This is a genomic window from Pseudoalteromonas sp. T1lg24 (genome assembly GCF_002964745.1).
Classification (GTDB): Bacteria; Pseudomonadota; Gammaproteobacteria; order Enterobacterales; family Alteromonadaceae; genus Pseudoalteromonas; species Pseudoalteromonas spongiae.
This window is the reverse complement of sequence record NZ_PQCB01000006.1, coordinates 442,118-458,687: the sequence shown is the minus strand read 5'-3', so window position 1 is coordinate 458,687 and position 16,570 is coordinate 442,118. Positions and strand designations below refer to the sequence as shown.

Below are 16,570 nucleotides of genomic sequence, written 5' to 3'. Positions count from 1 at the left end.
AACATATTTAGTCTTTTTTATAAAAATAGGCTTGCGCTACGCTTAAGTTTCGCGTAGACTTGCGCCCTATCGAAGATTATTAAGTTGCGTCGATTTGAGGGCGCAGAACGGAGTTAATTATGTACGCGGTTTTCCAAAGTGGTGGTAAACAGCACCGTGTGACTGAAGGTCAAACGATTCGCCTTGAGAAATTAGAGGCTGAAACTGGTGCAGCAGTAGAATTTGACAAAGTATTACTTGTTGCAAACGGTGAGAAAATCGAAATTGGTGCACCTTTCGTTAATGGCGGTAAGGTTACAGCTGAAGTTGTATCTCATGGTCGTGGTGAGAAAGTTAAGATCGTTAAGTTTAGACGTCGTAAGCATTCTCGCAAGCAAATGGGTCACCGTCAGTGGTTCACTGAAGTTAAAATCACTGGCATTAACGCTTAATTTAGAGGTACAGAAAGATGGCACATAAGAAAGCAGCTGGTAGTACTCGTAACGGTCGTGATTCAGAAAGTAAACGCCTAGGTGTTAAGCGTTACGGTGGTGAATCAGTTTTAGCGGGTAACATCATCGTTCGTCAACGTGGTACTAAGTTCCACGCAGGTACAAACGTAGGTATGGGTAAAGACCACACTTTATTTGCAACATCAAACGGTAAAGTTCAGTTTGAGCAAAAAGGTCCTTTAGGTCGTAAATACGTAAGCATCATCGCTGAGTAAACCCTAAAAGTTTTAAAAAGCCCCGCAACTGCGGGGCTTTTTTTGTTTCTTGATTACGCACAACCCGTTTGTCTTGGTATAATAAGTACATTCTAGGCTGTGTAAGGCTAAATATATGAAATTTGTAGATGAAGTTGAAATTCGCGCTGAAGCTGGTGACGGTGGCAGCGGTGTAGTTTCATTTCGCCGAGAAAAGTTTGTACCAGACGGCGGTCCTGATGGTGGTGACGGTGGTGATGGCGGCAGTGTCTTTATTGAAGCCGATGAAAACCTAAATACACTTATTGACTATCAGTTTGAACGCTTTCATAAAGCAGAGCGTGGCACTAATGGTGCTGGCCGAAATATGACTGGTAAAAAAGGTGAAGATCTTACCTTAAAAGTTCCTGTAGGTACGCGTATCGTTGATGTCGATACTGCGGAAGCACTAGGTGATTTAACGCAACATGGTCAAAAGATTATTGTTGCCAAAGGTGGTTTTCACGGGCTTGGTAATACTCGTTTTAAATCAAGTACTAACCGAGCTCCTCGTAAGAAAACACTGGGTACGCCAGGTGAAATTCGTAACTTACGTTTAGAGTTATTATTACTTGCTGATGTTGGCTTATTAGGCTTGCCAAATGCGGGTAAATCAACCTTTATCCGCAGCGTATCTGCGGCAAAGCCAAAGGTTGCTGATTACCCATTTACTACCTTAGTGCCAAATCTTGGTGTGGTTAGACCAAGCCAAAATCAATCGTTTGTAATCGCTGATATTCCAGGATTAATTGAAGGTGCTGCTGAAGGTGCAGGCCTAGGCATTCGCTTCTTAAAGCATTTAGAACGCTGCCGTGTTCTACTGCATATAATCGACATTATGCCTGTAGATGGTTCTGATCCTGTTGAAAATGCTTACACAATCTTAGGTGAGCTTGAGCGTTACAGCCCAGCACTCGCTGCAAAACCTCGCTGGCTAGTATTTAACAAAATTGATTTGTTGTTAGATGAAGAAGCCGAAGAATTGTGCGCTGAGATTGCCGATGCGCTTGAAGCTGAAAAAACCTATAAGATCTCTGCATTCAACAAAATTGGTACAGAGCAGTTGTGCTTCGACATTATGCAGCTTTTAGAAAGTATGCCTAAAGAGAAGTTTGTTGCTGAGGAAGAGCCACAAGAAGTTGAGTTTAAGTGGGATACATACCATGAAGAGTCAATATCTGATTTTGAAGATGACGATGATGACGAAGACTGGGATGAAGATGATTACGACGTAGAAGTCGTCTATCAACGATAATAAAAGGTGCTTGCGCACCTTTTTTTATATTTAATAAAAAAGTACTAATAATAAATAACTAGGTTAAAAGTATTAATTTCTTATGAAGATTTCAATGATAGCTGCGATGGCTAATAATCGTATTATTGGTAAAGATAACGATATGCCATGGCACCTTCCTGCTGATTTAAAACACTTTAAATCGGTCACCTTGGGCAAACCTGTCATTATGGGACGCCGTACATATGAGTCGATCGGTCGTCTATTACCAGGGCGAGATAATATTATTATCACGCGTAACCCAGAGTACGTTGTTGAAGGTGCGATAACGGCTGAAAGCCCAGAGCATGCGCTCTCTTTGGCTGGTGATGTAGATGAGGTTATGATTATTGGTGGCGGTAAAATTTACTTAGACTTTTTAAGCCGTGCAGATCGACTATACTTAACGCATATAGATTTGGATGTTGATGGTGATACGCAGTTTCCTGATTACGAAGCTGTGGCAGATTGGCAGGTGCTAGAAACCCAAAGCTTCGCACCAGATGAAACCAATCAATATCATTACCAATTTGTTATTTATAAGAAATTAGGCTTAATTTCTTGAAGATGATTTAACTTGTTGTTAGAATTGTTGCAATTAAATTAAGTATAAAGTGCTACTAGGGTTGCTGTACCATGAAATTATCAACATTATTATTTACTCTATCTGTATCTTCGGCTGCATTACTAAGCTCTCACACGGTAAATGCAAATGAGCAATTAGCTGCTAGTATTTGTGACTATGTAGGTGCTGATGATAAAAGCCGTATTCGTAAGAAGCTTAAAGAATCACGTGTAAAGCTACGTAATATTTATGCGGGCATTAGCTGTGGTGGTAATAACCTTATCCGTCATGCAATTGTTAGTGGTGCAGATGGCGTGGGTGAGTATATTGTTAAGCAGCTACCAAAAAGCGACTTAGCAGCAGGTGGCGACGTGGCTTGGGCTGATGCAAATGGTCATTCAGGTTCAGCTGTAATTGCTGCATTAAAAGATCGTGCAGGTCTTTAATAGTTTTTAATTAATTTATTCCCTTTGTAAAAGCCAGCTTTAAGCTGGCTTTTTTGTTTTTACGTGATCCTCTTAAAGTATAAAGTCATTATAGTGCTGGCTATGTAGTTAAAAGTAATCTTTAAGGAATAGAAAAAGAGCGGAGTTTTAAACGCTTTAACCTCAGTTATGTTGACCTTTCATCTTGAATAACAGACTCAATTAATTCGTTATTATTGAAGTTTTGCTGCATCTCTGAAGAGCACCTCTAAGCTCGCAAATCAGGCTGACGATTTATTTAATCTTGTACAGCCGTTACTCAGTTAAAGTTACTTGTTAATTTTCAATCGAGTTTTGTTTAGATATTAAAAAGGCCCACTGATTAGTGGGCCTTTTTGTTTTTGAAAGTGTGTGAATAGCGTTACACTTTAAACTCTTCTACAGAGAGTCTTAGCTCTTCTGCAAGCTTAGCAACTTCACTTGCTGACGCTGATGTTTGGTTTGCACCCTCAGCAGTTTGTTCGGCTATTGCAACAATTGACTCTAAGCTTTCACTGATCTCTTGTGATACTTGATGTTGCTCGCCTGCTGCTGTTGCAATTTGTTCACTCGCATCGTGCGCTTGTGATACCGCCTGCGTAATTTGCTCAAGCGCAGAAGCGGCTTGTTCAGACTGTTCAACACATGAATCTGCTTGCTGCTGGCCTTTCGCCATTACAGATACCGCTTCTTCTGCACCACTTTGCAGTGATTCAATCATAGCTTGAATTTCTTGTGTAGATTCTTGAGTTTTGCTTGCAAGTGAGCGTACTTCGTCAGCTACCACTGCGAAACCACGACCCTGCTCACCAGCACGCGCAGCTTCGATAGCAGCGTTTAGTGCAAGTAAGTTTGTTTGCTCTGCAATACCTCTAATTACATCTAAAATACCGCCAATTGACGCGCTGTCTTGATGCAGTTTATTAATAACCTGAGATGCTCCAGCCACTTCACGAGCAAGCTGTTCGATAGTTAGCTTGTTATTACTTGAAATTGTTTTAACGCGCTCAGCTTCGTTGTCAGCCTGTTTAATTTCATGTAACGCATCTTCAGCACTTTGTGTAACTGATTGTGAGGTGCTGCTCATTTCAGTTGTTGCTGTTGCAGCTTGTTCAACTTGTGCTCGTTGACTTTCAATTGCTTGGCTCGATTCAACTGTCACTGCCGATGTTTCCTCTGAAGCCGCTGCAAGCTGTGTAGAACGTGAAATAATACCTTGAATTAAGTTGCGTAAATTGTCGGTCACGCGGTTTAAGCTTTTCGCTAATTCACCAAATTCATCTTTATTACTATCGTCAAGGCGCATTGTCATATCGCCTTGCGCCACGTTATCAAGCACTTTGTTGATTTCAGATAACGGCTTCGTGATACGTTGAACTGTTAAAAACGCAATAACAATCGCAATTACAGTGGCAATGATCATACCTAACCATGTCCAAAGCTCTGCTTTTGATACGCTGCTTTCCACTTCTTTTCTAAGCTCTACTACAAGTGTATCCGAAAGGGAAGTTAGCTTATCCAGCTGAGAGCTCGCCGTATTTGTATCTTGCTCTGCAAGCGATAAGTTAGTTGCAGCTTCTTCAAGTTGTCTAATATGATTTTGCTTTACGTTAGCGAGAGATTTACTGCCTTGTCCGTTTTCTTTCACAACCGCAAAATAGCTTTGGAAGTCTTGGTGTAAGTCTTCATCTGTTTGTTTAAAGGTTTCTGAAAGTAGCTCGATATTGCGCTCAATATCAGCAAGGCTGTAGTTGACTTCGTTTGATAACGTTTCTACTGTAGACGCATTTTTAATATTTTTAAGATCTGTGCTGTTGCTAACAATGCTAAGAAGTGCATTTTCAATATTCGAAACGGCTTGATAAAGACGTTGTGAGTTATCTTCAAGCTCTGCACTATCACTTAAGTCTAATACGACAGTGCTGGCATCTTCCGCGGCAATTTCCAGTGTTTCTAACTGCGTTGTTAAACTGCTTTCAATTTGCAGTGCACTGGTTTTGTTGTTGATAAGATTTTGCACTCGGCCAACAAAACTGTTGTAAGTTTTATCGACAGCTGAGGCGGCATTTGCCAGTTGTGCATCGCTGCTAACAACCTGTTTTAGTCGTTCATTTGATTTATCAAAATCTTCAGCTGCAGCGCGGTATTGGTTTACTAGACCCTGAAGCTGCTTACTGTTATCGCTGTAATAAACTTGTAGCGCAAGCGCCTGCATTTTATTGAACGAAACCTGAAGCTCATTTGTCGCTCTGAGCGCAGGAATAGAGAGGGTATTAACATGGTTAGATGAATTGCTAATGCTATTGATTCTAACAAGTGAGTTGATACCAATGGTGATCAAAAGTAGGGTGATTAGGATAAAGCCACCCCAAATACGTTGGCTGACAGTCAACTTCATATTCATTCCTGTTTACTAATTGCCGGCAAAATGAGTAAGCCTCTGAGGGCTTTTGTAATTTATCGACATACATGGATACAACTTTAGTTCAATCTAACAAACTCGTAACTTTATTTCAGTATTTATAGCTGAATAGTTAATTGTAGTATTTAAAATACAACTTAAGTGTTGTTTTTATGTTCTTTGTAGTTATTGCAATAATGTTTTTTCTTTGATTTTAGCTCAAGCAAAGTCATGTGCTCGCCCCAAACACAGCCGGTATCAAGGGCAAATAGATTTGGATAAGGTGTTTGGCCTTTTAATGCAGCCCAATGACCAAAGCAAATATTAATATCTGAATGATTATTTGCATTCACATCAAACCACGGAAATAATTCGGGTGAATTTTGGCTTGCAGGTCCTTTATTTGCAAAGTCCATTTGTCCATGTTGATTAACAAAGCGCATACGCGAAAATGCATTTACGGTATAGGTAAAGCGCGATAGTTTATCATTAGCTTGTGAAATGCAGTTAACGCTGTTGCCATACATATTTGCGAGGTAAAACTGTGCATTGTCACCTTGGTATTTTTTTTGTGCTTTAGCACAAAGTTCAAGTGCTTTTTGCAATGATAATTGGGGATTTAATCCAGCGTGGGAAATAAAGGTATTATACTTTTCAAGCCATACCGCGAGCGGTTGTTGTCTTAAAAACTCAATGTAAGTAGGTAGCTTTTTTGCGTTGAATAAGCCTTGTAAGTTATCTTTTGGGTTGGGAGTGTTTTGCGTGAAGTACGTCGCTAGTAAATGTAAGTCATGATTGCCTAACGTTATTGTTACACTGCCTTGCTGAGCAAAGAGATACTTTAAACACGCCAGTGAATCTGGACCGCGCGCAACAATATCGCCAACTAAGTAAAGGTGATCGCGGCTTGGGTTAAAATCTACCGTTTTTAATAACGAGGTAAATTCGTTAAAGCACCCTTGCAGATCACCAATTACATATTTAGCCATATTTGCTTAATTAATGTAATACAACATCACTAGCTAGGCGAAATACTTCAATCGGGGCTTGGTATTCAGCACCAAACTCGTTACGCATTTGGTAATAACCTTGCATTGTACCGATTGGGGTATCTAATACTGCACCTGATGTGTAGGTGTAGCTCTCACCAGGTCCAATTGTTGGTGTTTCACCAACCACACCTTCACCTTCAACTTCGGTTTCTTTACCGTTAGCATCGGTAATCAACCAGTAGCGGCTAAGCAATTTTGATGAACATAAACTATGGTTTTTGATTGTTACGGTATAGGCAAAAACGTATTTATCTTTTTCTGGCTCAGACTGACCATCAACATAAAACGTTTCTACCGATACTTTAATTGGAGAATTACTGCTTGTTGTCATAAATCCAGTTTGCAATATTTACAAAAGTGTCTAGAGAAAGGTTTTCGGCGCGCAGCTTTAAATCTAACCCTAAGTTTTCAATTTCTTCAGGCGTTAATAAATTCGATAAACTATTTCGAATTGTTTTGCGTCTTTGGTTAAACGCTTCTAAGCATACCGTGTTAAGGATTTTAGTGCTCTTTGCCTTTAATTGATCTGGCGATTTCGGGATCAGGCGAATAACTGCTGAATCCACTTTAGGTGCAGGTTTAAAGCACTCTGGTGGCACATCAATAACAGGCATTGCATGACAATAATACTGTGTCATCACACTTAATCGGCCAAAGGCCTTGCTGTCAGGGCTCGCAACCATGCGTTTAACCACTTCTTTTTGCAGCATAAAGTGCATGTGTTCAATATTTTGATAAAACTCAAATAAGTGAAACAGTAGTGGCGTTGAAACGTTATAAGGCAAATTACCGAATACTTTAAGTTTGCGCTCATCATTGATTAATGATGCAAAGTCAAACTGCATGGCATCACCCTGATGCACAGTCAGCTTGTCGGCAAGAAATGGGTGATGAATCAAGCGATGAGCAAGATCTTTATCGAGCTCAACTACCGTTAAGTGGTCTGTAAGCTCTGCCACTGGCTCTGTAATTGCGCCAAGGCCTGGACCAATCTCAACGAGGTTATCGCCAGGTTTTGGATCAATTGCAGTTACGATCTTATCGATAATGCTTGTATCGTGTAGAAAGTTTTGACCAAAACGTTTTCGGGCGCGGTGCCCTAAGTGTACTTTATCATTCATCTATTGTGCGCTTTTACTTGCCATTTCAATTGCTTTAGAAATTGCTAATTCAAAACTCCCCACGTCGGCCTCGCCAGTTGCGGCTAAATCGAGAGCGGTACCATGATCCACAGATGTGCGGATAAACGGTAAACCTAGGGTGATATTAACTGAATTACCAAATCCTTTGTATTTTAACACAGGTAATCCCTGATCGTGATACATTGCAAGCACGGCATCGGCATCTTTTAGGTATTTGTCTTGAAATAACGTATCGGCTGGTAGTGGGCCAACAAGGTTAATGCCTTCATTTCTAAGCTGTTCTAGCGTTGGTGAAATGACTTCGATTTCTTCTCGGCCTAAGTGACCATTTTCGCCTGCGTGCGGGTTTAAACCACAGACATAAATTTTTGCTGATTCAATGCCAAATTTAGTGGTTAAATCATGATGCAAAATACGCGTCACTTTGCTTAAACGGTCTTCAGTAATTGCTTTAGATACATACGCTAAAGGAATATGCGTTGTTACTAAAGCAACGCGTAAGCCCTCGGTAGCGAGCATCATTACAACATCAGGCGTATTTGATTGCTGAGCAAAAAACTCAGTATGACCACTAAATGAAATACCCGCTTGGTTAATAATGCCTTTATGCACAGGGCCTGTGACCACAGCAGCAAACTCACCTTGCATATTGCCATCAGAGGCATATTTCAGCGTATCAAGTACGTATTGTCCGTTGGCGTCATTGAGTTCGCCTGCAGTCACGTCTTCTGCTAATGGAATATGCTTAACTGTTAAGTTACCTGCATTATGCGGTTGAGCCGCATTATCTGGTTGATATTCAATTAGTTGAATATCTATGCCAAGTAATTTTGCACGTTGTTTTAGCAGATTTTTATCAGCAATTACGACAAGTTCTGCAGGCCAATCTTGTTGCGCCAGCTGTAAAATAAGGTCTGGCCCAATACCTGCCGGTTCGCCCGGTGTAACTGCAATACGTAATGTCATAACTATTCTTCTACAACTTCAATATAAGCTTGTTCGCGTAATTCACGCTGGAACGTAAAGCTTTCTTCTTTAAAGCGACGATTAAAAATCATTTGGTGCGCGCGGTTTTGTTTAACAAGCTCAGTTTTGTCTGATACGCGACGGTCTAATAATTCCATAATATGCCAGCCATATTGGGTTCTGAATGGCTCACTGAGTTGGCCTTTTTCCAAACCTAATGCTGTTTCTTTAAATTCGCCTACCCAAGAGTTCGGGTCTGTCCAGTCATATTCACCACCGTTTAATGCTGAACCTGGATCTTCAGAATGCTCTTTAGCTAATTCACCAAAATCAGCATTACCTGCTTTTAAATCCTCAACAAAACCTGCGAGCATAGAACGCGCTTTTTCTTCCGATACAATAATTGATGGCTTAACAAGAATATGACGTACTTTTAGCTCCACCGCTTCAACAACTTCAACACCTCGTACATCTTGTAGTTTGACGATGTGGAAACCAGCGCCTGAACGAAGTGGGCCGACAATATCGCCTTTCTTATGGCCTTTTACCGCCTCAGCGAATAGTGTTGGCATTTCGTTAATGTTCATCCAACCTAATTGACCACCTTCAAGTGCTTTACCACCACCTGATGACGCAATTGCTATTTGCTTAAATTCGCGTCCTTCGTTTAGTAATCGAATAACGGCTTCAGCACGCTCTTTTTGTGTTTTGATATCGTCCGCAGTGGCATTTTCAGGGATCTCAATCAGGATATGACCGATATCGTATTCTTCGTTTGTCTGTCCTTGCTGCTCTAAAATACGCAGTAAGTTTTGTACTTCTTGTAAGCTTACGTAAACGCGGCGTTCAACACTTGCACGCATAGTGCGGCTAGCAACCATTTCGTTACGAATTTCTTCACGATAAGTTTGGAAATTATCTCCGCTTGCTTCCAGCGAGCGGCGCATATCGTCAAGGGTTGCACCTTGCTCACGGGCCATTTGCGAGAGGGTTTGATCTAACTGTGCATCAGAAATACGTAAACCAATACGTTCACCCATTTGCAGTAGCAGAGCTTGGTCAATAAGTTTGTCGATTGCTTGACGTCTTAGCGCTGTTTCTGAAGGCAATTCCTGACCAGAATCTTTTGCACGGTTTTTAACACGGTTTACCAGTGCGTCTACTTCACTTTGTAAAATAACACCGTCGTTAACTTTTACGGCAACACTATCAAGTTCAGTAAGGCTGTATGCGCTTTGGCAGAAAGCAAGTAGGGCAACGCCCGCTGTCATTAATCGTTTTAACTTCATTGATTTTTTCTACTTACATATTAATTTGTTAGAAAGTAAGGTCTGCGATAACTAAAGATGCTTTGGTTGAGTAGTTTTTGCGCATCTAGACCCATTATAAATTTAATTTGAATACTCGAGTCAAATTTAGCTGATTCATTAGCAAACTGACCAACTGGTTTATTTAAGTCAGTTTCTATTTGTCTGCTACCAGATAATTGAATCGCCCAACAACATGATTGGTATTGTACACCAGTTAAAAACTCCACGCTGCGATCTGATTCTAGGTCGCGCTGGTAGCTCGAAACAAGTTGCCATTGCTCGCCAATTGGGTAGCTGGCAAAAATACCAACTTGCTCTATTGTATTTCCTGAGACATTGTTTGCGTACCTATGGTTCAATTGAATTAACTCATTATTATCCCCTTTATAATCGAGGGTGAGGTGTGAGTTAACAAGGTCGCTGCCGTCAGTATCGTATTGCATACCTGCAGACAGGTACCAATTCTTGTGCCAATGTAACATAGCTTCACTGGCAAATAACGAGTTATAACTCGCATTGTCGTCAATCTCAGACGGTTTAGCGTCATCTGAAACGTAAAAGATTTGACCAATACTGAAGTTAAATACTTCGTTATTTTGTTGATTAAATATACGTGTTGTTGCGCCTAAGGTAAATTGGTTTGCCGTAGCAATACGGTCTACGCCCGAGAAGCGTTGCTCGCGAAACAACCCGTGGAAATCATCTTGTAGCTTTACTGTATCGTACAAGCCGATATTTGACTGATCTTTTTCTGGAATAAACAAATACTGAGCTTTTGGTTCAAGTGTTTGTAGGCCGTTATCGACTAACCAATGAGTATCACGTTCAAAATTAATTTGTCCGTAGAGGCGTAGTTTTGGCAAGGTACGGTTTACATTTTCCTCTAACTGCGTGCCAAGTAAATCACCTTGTTGATGGTAATTCGTTTGCAGCAAACTAACCTCAGATAAAAAACTCCATGCGTAGTCGCTAATGCCGTAGCTTAACTTAGGCTCTAAGTGAACACGGGTGGCTTTTTCCACCAGTGCTTCTTCGTTTTGAAAATGGGCAAATTCACCGTTTAAAGTAAAGTCGACACCATAAAAATCAAACGCATTAACCTGGCTAAAGGTAATTTGTGGCAGTGCGCGATAAGACTCTAAATGATCACCAAGTACCTCAAAGCCTTGTAACTTCATATCGGTATGCCAGTAATCACCTAAATGAGTTAACTGAATAAGGTGATTAAGCTGAGTATCGGTACGATTAGCGTAGCTCGATCCCATATCGTTTATATAGTTATCATCACTGATATTTGTGATATCGATTTGGCCGCGCCAGTTATCGTCAATTTTGCTGTATTGGCTTAGGTGCAGTAAATAACGACTGCCCAGTTCAGGTTCAGAATCATCGCTATTAAGATACTCAATTGCAGCCATACCTTGGTGCTCTTCAGTTAAATAGCGAAACTCGGTTTGCAACTGAAAACCCTGGTTTGACATGTAACGCGGGGTAATCGTCGCATCCATATCGGGCGCAATATTCCAATAAAACGGGGTTTCAATCTCTAAACCATAACGATTAGAGCTGGTAAATGTTGGTTGAATAAAACCAGATTTACGTTTATCCGATATTGGAAAAGTAAAATACGGAAGGTAAAACACCGGTGTGTCATACACTTTTAATACCGCACCGTAGGTTTCACCCCAGCCTTCTTCTTGTGATAGTTTAATGTTTTTTGCATCCAGCGCCCACACAGGGTTATCGCTTGGACAAGTTGTAAAGCTGGCATCTTGCAAGAGTAAAAGTGATTGATTTACTTCAAGCAGTTTGGCTTCGCCACGACCTGCTTGTTGGGTAAATTGATATTTAGCGTCACCGAGAGATAACTCAGATGAGGTTAAGTTAGCAAAAAAGTGTTTTGACGAAATATAGCTGTTGGGATCCTGATAAACAATTGGGCCAATGGCATTGAGCATGCCATTTATTTTATCAAGTTCAGCGCTGGATGCGGTTAGACTCATCTGTGTCGAGTCCATCATCACGTTGCCGCTAAAGAGCGCTTTGTTTTTTCCTGCTAATTCTACCTGATCTGCGTTAATCGCAAGCTGACCAACAGCAAGCTGGGAAGTAGACTGCCAGCTTAAGTTAGGATCGGTTTCGCACAGAGAAAACATATCTGAAGCACTGGCCAGAGGTGACATAAAAATCAGTGTCGCAAATATGCCAAAAGGGCGTTTCATTAATCAGATAACCTTGTGAAAAAGACCTTACTTACGTTTTATACTATGCGCTGTTTTTGTCAGTAAGCGAATTTTGGAGCTTACATTTAATTTTATATGGTTAAACAGCGGCATTTTGTTGCACCAAAAACTTGCTGCTTTGAGCATAATTTAAAGCGCACACGTAACTAAGCCTATAATAATTTAATTTTAATGATTTCTCTCATTACTTGAACTGTTAATATACCATTGAAAAGAGAAAAATACTTGTGCAATTAAGCGCCATTTATAGTCTGTTAGCAAATGGCACAGGACAATGCACAATTTGTAATTAATTGTAGTTGGGGTTAAGCCTTGCATAACCAAATGTTTGATGCGTTTTTAACGCAAAACTTACCGAATTTAGAACAACAAAACGCATTCAAAGTTGAGCTTATTACAGGTGACGCGAGTTTTCGTAAGTACTTTCGTGTTTTTACTGATAACCACACTTATATCTTAATGGTTTCGCCACCAAATTTAGTCGATAACGAACCCTTTATTGAACTTAATCATCTGTTTAGTCAGGGCTCTTTTAAAGTGCCACAAATTCTAGCAGTAGATAAAGAATTAGGTTTACTACTTATTGAAGACTTAGGAAGCACTCACTTTGCTGATTGTTTAGGGCAAGGTTGTGAGCAGAAATTGTACCATCAAGCGATTGATATGCTGCCTAACATTGCAAAGTTAGCAAAAACCAACGCAATGAAGCCGTATGATGCAGCGTTTATCGATCTTGAACTAGAAATTTTTAATCACTGGCTAATTGAGCAGTTTTGTCAGTTTACAATGGATACTGGCGCGCAAAAAACATGGCAGCAAGTAAAACAACAACTAATTAATGCGTTAGAAATGCAACCTAAAGTGACAATGCATCGTGATTACCACAGTCGAAATTTAATGTTATGGCAACAACAGCTGGCAATTATCGATTATCAAGATGCGGTGCAAGGCCCGCTCACCTATGATTTAGTGTCGCTTACCAAAGATTGCTATCACATTTTACCAAAGACGCTTCGTCAAGAGCTTGTACGCTACGGGTTTACGCAGTACGAAAAAGCGGGAATGACAGTCGGTTTATCGTTTGATGATTTTGAACTCTTATACACCTTAACCGGTATTCAGCGTCACTTAAAAGCTGCGGGTATTTTTTGCCGATTAAGTATTCGAGATAACAAACAAGGATACCTACCTCATGTGCTTGATACTATGCACTATATTGTTGAAGCATGCGACGAATTAGCACATTCATTTCCTGTCTTAGGTTACTTTTCACAATGGCTTAAAGTGAGTGTTTTACCAAGCTTAAAGGCAAAATTATGAGAGCAATGATCTTAGCGGCGGGGCGCGGTAAACGCATGATGCCATTAACAGCAGATACCGCAAAACCCATGCTAAAAGTGAATGGCAAACCGCTCATTGAGTACCATATTGAACGCTTAAAAGCGGCGGGTATTAGCGAAATTGTGATTAATTTGGCTTGGTGTGGTGAAAGTATTCGCAATACATTAGGCGATGGCAGCCAATTTGGCGTGAGTCTTATTTATAGTGACGAAGGGGGAGAAGGTTTAGAAACTGCCGGTGGTATTATCAATGCCCTCGATTTACTTAGCGAGACATTTATTGTCATTAACGGTGATATTTTTACTGATTATGATGCAGCAAGTTTGACGCAAATTGCGCTATTGCCGCAACAAGCGCATTTAGTGTTAGTTGAAAATCCAGCACATAATCCGAACGGTGATTTTTCGTTAGTGCAAGGGTTTGCATCAAGTGATAGCGATGCCGAAATAAAACATACATTTGCGGGTATTGCGCTTTACCATAAATCATTTTTTGCGAATACCAAGGCTGATTTTTTACCACTCGCGCCAATGCTACGAGAAAAAATGGCCGAAAAATTAGTGACCGCCGAACTGTACATTGGCAATTGGCAAGATGTCGGCACACCTGAGCGATTGGCCGAAATTAACCAACAGGAGTATTAAACTAAATGTGGGGAAAGTTACTAGGTGCTGGGTTTGGCTTTTTATTTGGTAAATGGTTTGGCGCAATTTTAGGTCTTTATTTAGGCCACTTATTTGACCGCGGTTTAAAGCAAGATTTTAATAAAGCCGGTGGCTTTCAAGGCTTTTTCGACAATAGTAGCGTCTCTGAAAAACAAGCGTTATTTTCTTATACCTGCTTTGCCGTAATGGGGCATATTGCTAAATCGAATGGCCGTGTTAACGAACAACATATTAGTGCTGCGTCTCGTTTTATGGATGAAATGGGATTAACTGACGACGCGCGCCGCGATGCGCAAAACGCATTTCGCAGTGGCAAACAAGCTGACTTCCCGTTTAAGTCAGTACTTAAAGATTTTCGCGACCGCTTTTCAGGTCGTTATGACCTGATCCAATTGTTTCTTGAAATTCAAATTCAAATGGCATTTAGCGATGGCGAGTTAAGCGATAAAGAGCGTGATTTACTCAAGCAGGTGAGTAAATACATTGGCATTAACAGTACTCACTTTAAGTTTATTTTAAAGCGTTATATTGCCGAATTTGAGTTTCATCGTTATCAACATACAAAGCAGAATCAGCAGCAATCTCATCGCTCGTCAACGAACAAAGCGCAAGATACGGCATTAACAAAAAGTGCAGCACTACAAGTGCTAGGGTTGGATGGAAATGCCGATGACAAGGCGATTAAAAAGGCCTATCGTAAATTGATGGCTCAGCACCATCCAGACAAACTAGTGTCGCAGGGGTTACCACCTGAGATGATGCAGCTTGCCAAACAGAAAAGCCAAGATATTCAAGCAGCATATGAATATTTAAAAGCGAAGTAGCAGGTTTGGCTTAAAAGCTTAGCTACAGGGTATTAGTTAAATACCTAACCAGGTTAAAAAACCATATATTTCTTTTGATAAACGCTGATGTTGCTGCTCACTGGATTGGTTGCCAAATAAAGCGCGTTGGCGATAGTTTAATTTATGGTTACGTCGTGCAAGTTTTTTGCGCTGTACCATTTGTTGGTTTAGCCAATGGTTTTGGCTTTGATAATAAATATCCAGTGTTGGCCACGGGGTCGTAGTGATGGTTTGGTTTAGTGACTTGTTTTTCTGCGCTTCGTTATAAAAGTTATTAAGCAAAATCAGTGCATCAATTTGTTCCGATGTTTGCTGATTTAGATAATTATTCAAAATCGCGCCGCTTTGTCCTTGTGTAATCACAATTACAAAACCCGGGTGAGTTAGCGCTTGTTGATACATGGCTTTAAAACGGCTGGTTAAACTAAGTGCGTAGGCGTCGAGGTCGGGCTTTTTAAATTGCGATAAACTAGGCGCAACGCTTACGTTATCATTATCGGGCAATTCATCATTATTTATACGTGGGCTACTCCCTGCGCTAATGCTGTAAGTAACCCATCCATAATCATTTAGTGATTTACGTAAAAAGTCGATGCCACGGTCATTCGATTGGGTTAAGTGCCAATCAGCAATTAAGATCGCAACACCCTTTTCAAATTCTGCAGTGTGGTCTCGGTACAAGGCTGTTAACTCATTGTCGCCAGCCATTACTGTTACAACCTCTGAAGGTTCGAAGTAATGGGACACATCTTGATTGTTTTGCAGCTCTTTATTGATAGGTGCGAGCCATTCAACATCCTTAGCTTGCGTTAAGAACGCGCTAACAAGTAACAAACAAACTGTAAGGTAAAATTTAGGCTTCACACGCATGATTTGATTTTGACTTTTTAAGCTTATCGACACTCTAAGCTAATATTTTAGTTAAAAACCAGGATCACTATAAAAACTGAGTTGCTGTTTTGTTACAGGGTGAGTGAAGCTTAAGTATTGCGCATGAAGTTGTAATCTTGTCGCCATAGCAAGTGCGTCGTCGTGCGCATAAAGACGATCGCCTAAAATCACATGACCTAACGATAACATATGTACACGCAACTGATGTGAACGACCGGTGATTGGCGTTAAGGCAACACGCGTTGCATGTTCTTCATAGCTTAACACTTCATAATGGGTAAGAGAGGGCTTTCCACGCTCATGATCCACCATTTGTTTTGGTCGGTTTGGCCAATCGCAAATTAACGGAAGATCCACAGAACCTGTTTCCGGTTCGAGTTTGCCATAGACGCGAGCGATATAACGTTTCTTGGTTTCTCTGTCTTGAAACTGGCGGCTTATTTCACGGTGCGCCGCTTTATTGAGCGCAAGGCAAATAATGCCTGAGGTGGCCATATCAAGGCGATGTACTATGGTTGCCGTTGGAAATACTAAATTAACGCGGTTAATCAGGCTGTCTTTGTGCTCAAGCGCTTTGCCCGGCACAGTCAGTAAACCACTGGGTTTATTAAGAATGATTAGGTCATCATCACGATATAAAATATTGATGTATGGCGAAGTGGGCGGGTTATAGTTTAACAGCACAGTG

At 40.7% G+C, this 16,570-nt stretch carries 17 protein-coding genes; 8 read left to right on the top strand and 9 right to left on the bottom strand.

Features of this window, described 5'->3' with window-relative positions; genetic code table 11:
* Window positions 1-119: 119 nt before the first annotated feature.
* The 5 genes from rplU (at window position 120) to C2M30_RS05105 (ending at window position 3,008) form a co-directional block, all read left to right on the top strand.
* On the top strand, window positions 120-431 hold the full coding sequence (gene rplU / locus C2M30_RS05125) for a 50S ribosomal protein L21 (RefSeq protein WP_010560932.1): 312 nt from the start codon (window positions 120-122) through the stop codon (window positions 429-431).
* Window positions 432-448: 17 nt separating this feature from the next.
* A complete protein-coding gene (gene rpmA / locus C2M30_RS05120) occupies window positions 449-706 on the top strand; it encodes a 50S ribosomal protein L27 (RefSeq protein ID WP_010560931.1) in 258 nt (85 codons plus the stop codon).
* 115 nt (window positions 707-821) lie between these two features.
* The gene (gene cgtA / locus C2M30_RS05115) at window positions 822-1,979 is read left to right on the top strand and encodes an Obg family GTPase CgtA (protein WP_105170892.1); all 1,158 of its coding nucleotides are present in this window, start codon (window positions 822-824) and stop codon (window positions 1,977-1,979) included.
* An 82-nt stretch (window positions 1,980-2,061) separates the two neighbouring features.
* Window positions 2,062-2,562 (top strand): type 3 dihydrofolate reductase, encoded by a 501-nt coding sequence (folA, locus tag C2M30_RS05110; protein ID WP_199775873.1) that lies wholly within the window; start codon window positions 2,062-2,064, stop codon window positions 2,560-2,562.
* A 71-nt stretch (window positions 2,563-2,633) separates the two neighbouring features.
* Window positions 2,634-3,008 carry a DUF3718 domain-containing protein gene (locus C2M30_RS05105; RefSeq protein WP_105170890.1) on the top strand — a complete coding sequence of 125 codons (375 nt, stop codon included), beginning with the start codon at window positions 2,634-2,636 and terminating at the stop codon, window positions 3,006-3,008.
* Between the two features lie 400 nt (window positions 3,009-3,408).
* Here C2M30_RS05105 and C2M30_RS05100 read toward each other — a convergent pair whose 3' ends face one another.
* The 7 genes from C2M30_RS05100 to lptD all read right to left on the bottom strand — a co-directional run bounded on the left by C2M30_RS05100 (window position 3,409) and on the right by lptD (window position 12,119).
* Entirely contained in the window at window positions 3,409-5,424 is a 2,016-nt protein-coding gene (locus C2M30_RS05100; protein WP_105170889.1) for a methyl-accepting chemotaxis protein, read from the bottom strand.
* Between the two features lie 161 nt (window positions 5,425-5,585).
* The gene (locus tag C2M30_RS05095; protein ID WP_105170888.1) at window positions 5,586-6,416 is read right to left on the bottom strand and encodes a symmetrical bis(5'-nucleosyl)-tetraphosphatase; all 831 of its coding nucleotides are present in this window, start codon (window positions 6,414-6,416) and stop codon (window positions 5,586-5,588) included.
* A gap of 10 nt (window positions 6,417-6,426) precedes the next feature.
* The gene (apaG, locus tag C2M30_RS05090; RefSeq protein ID WP_010560925.1) at window positions 6,427-6,810 is read right to left on the bottom strand and encodes a Co2+/Mg2+ efflux protein ApaG; all 384 of its coding nucleotides are present in this window, start codon (window positions 6,808-6,810) and stop codon (window positions 6,427-6,429) included.
* Window positions 6,794-7,600, bottom strand: coding sequence for a 16S rRNA (adenine(1518)-N(6)/adenine(1519)-N(6))-dimethyltransferase RsmA (rsmA, locus tag C2M30_RS05085; protein WP_105170887.1), 807 nt, complete (start codon window positions 7,598-7,600; stop codon window positions 6,794-6,796). The genes apaG and rsmA overlap by 17 nt, the downstream gene beginning before the upstream one ends.
* Window positions 7,601-8,587 carry a 4-hydroxythreonine-4-phosphate dehydrogenase PdxA gene (gene pdxA, locus C2M30_RS05080; RefSeq protein ID WP_105170886.1) on the bottom strand — a complete coding sequence of 329 codons (987 nt, stop codon included), beginning with the start codon at window positions 8,585-8,587 and terminating at the stop codon, window positions 7,601-7,603.
* A gap of 2 nt (window positions 8,588-8,589) precedes the next feature.
* Complete coding sequence (gene surA / locus C2M30_RS05075) at window positions 8,590-9,876, bottom strand: peptidylprolyl isomerase SurA (RefSeq protein ID WP_010560922.1); 1,287 nt, start codon at window positions 9,874-9,876, stop codon at window positions 8,590-8,592.
* A 20-nt stretch (window positions 9,877-9,896) separates the two neighbouring features.
* Window positions 9,897-12,119, bottom strand: coding sequence for an LPS assembly protein LptD (gene lptD, locus C2M30_RS05070; protein WP_105170885.1), 2,223 nt, complete (start codon window positions 12,117-12,119; stop codon window positions 9,897-9,899).
* A gap of 333 nt (window positions 12,120-12,452) precedes the next feature.
* Between lptD and C2M30_RS05065 the strand changes: the two genes are divergently transcribed.
* The 3 genes from C2M30_RS05065 to djlA are packed head-to-tail and all read left to right on the top strand — an operon-like array spanning window position 12,453 to window position 14,970.
* Entirely contained in the window at window positions 12,453-13,460 is a 1,008-nt protein-coding gene (locus tag C2M30_RS05065) for an aminoglycoside phosphotransferase family protein (protein ID WP_158683323.1), read from the top strand.
* Window positions 13,457-14,125 (top strand): N-acetylmuramate alpha-1-phosphate uridylyltransferase MurU, encoded by a 669-nt coding sequence (gene murU / locus C2M30_RS05060; RefSeq protein ID WP_100912738.1) that lies wholly within the window; start codon window positions 13,457-13,459, stop codon window positions 14,123-14,125. The genes C2M30_RS05065 and murU overlap by 4 nt, the downstream gene beginning before the upstream one ends.
* Before the next feature lie 5 nt (window positions 14,126-14,130).
* A complete protein-coding gene (gene djlA / locus C2M30_RS05055; protein WP_105170883.1) occupies window positions 14,131-14,970 on the top strand; it encodes a co-chaperone DjlA in 840 nt (279 codons plus the stop codon).
* Between the two features lie 36 nt (window positions 14,971-15,006).
* Here the strand turns inward: djlA and C2M30_RS05050 are convergent, their stop codons facing one another.
* Window positions 15,007-15,855, bottom strand: a complete 849-nt coding sequence (locus C2M30_RS05050) for a DUF3530 family protein (protein ID WP_158683322.1) — start codon at window positions 15,853-15,855, stop codon at window positions 15,007-15,009.
* 57 nt (window positions 15,856-15,912) lie between these two features.
* Window positions 15,913-16,566: a bifunctional tRNA pseudouridine(32) synthase/23S rRNA pseudouridine(746) synthase RluA gene (rluA, locus tag C2M30_RS05045; RefSeq protein ID WP_105170881.1), complete on the bottom strand. Its 654-nt coding sequence runs from the start codon at window positions 16,564-16,566 to the stop codon at window positions 15,913-15,915.
* Between the last annotated feature and the right edge of the window lie 4 nt (window positions 16,567-16,570).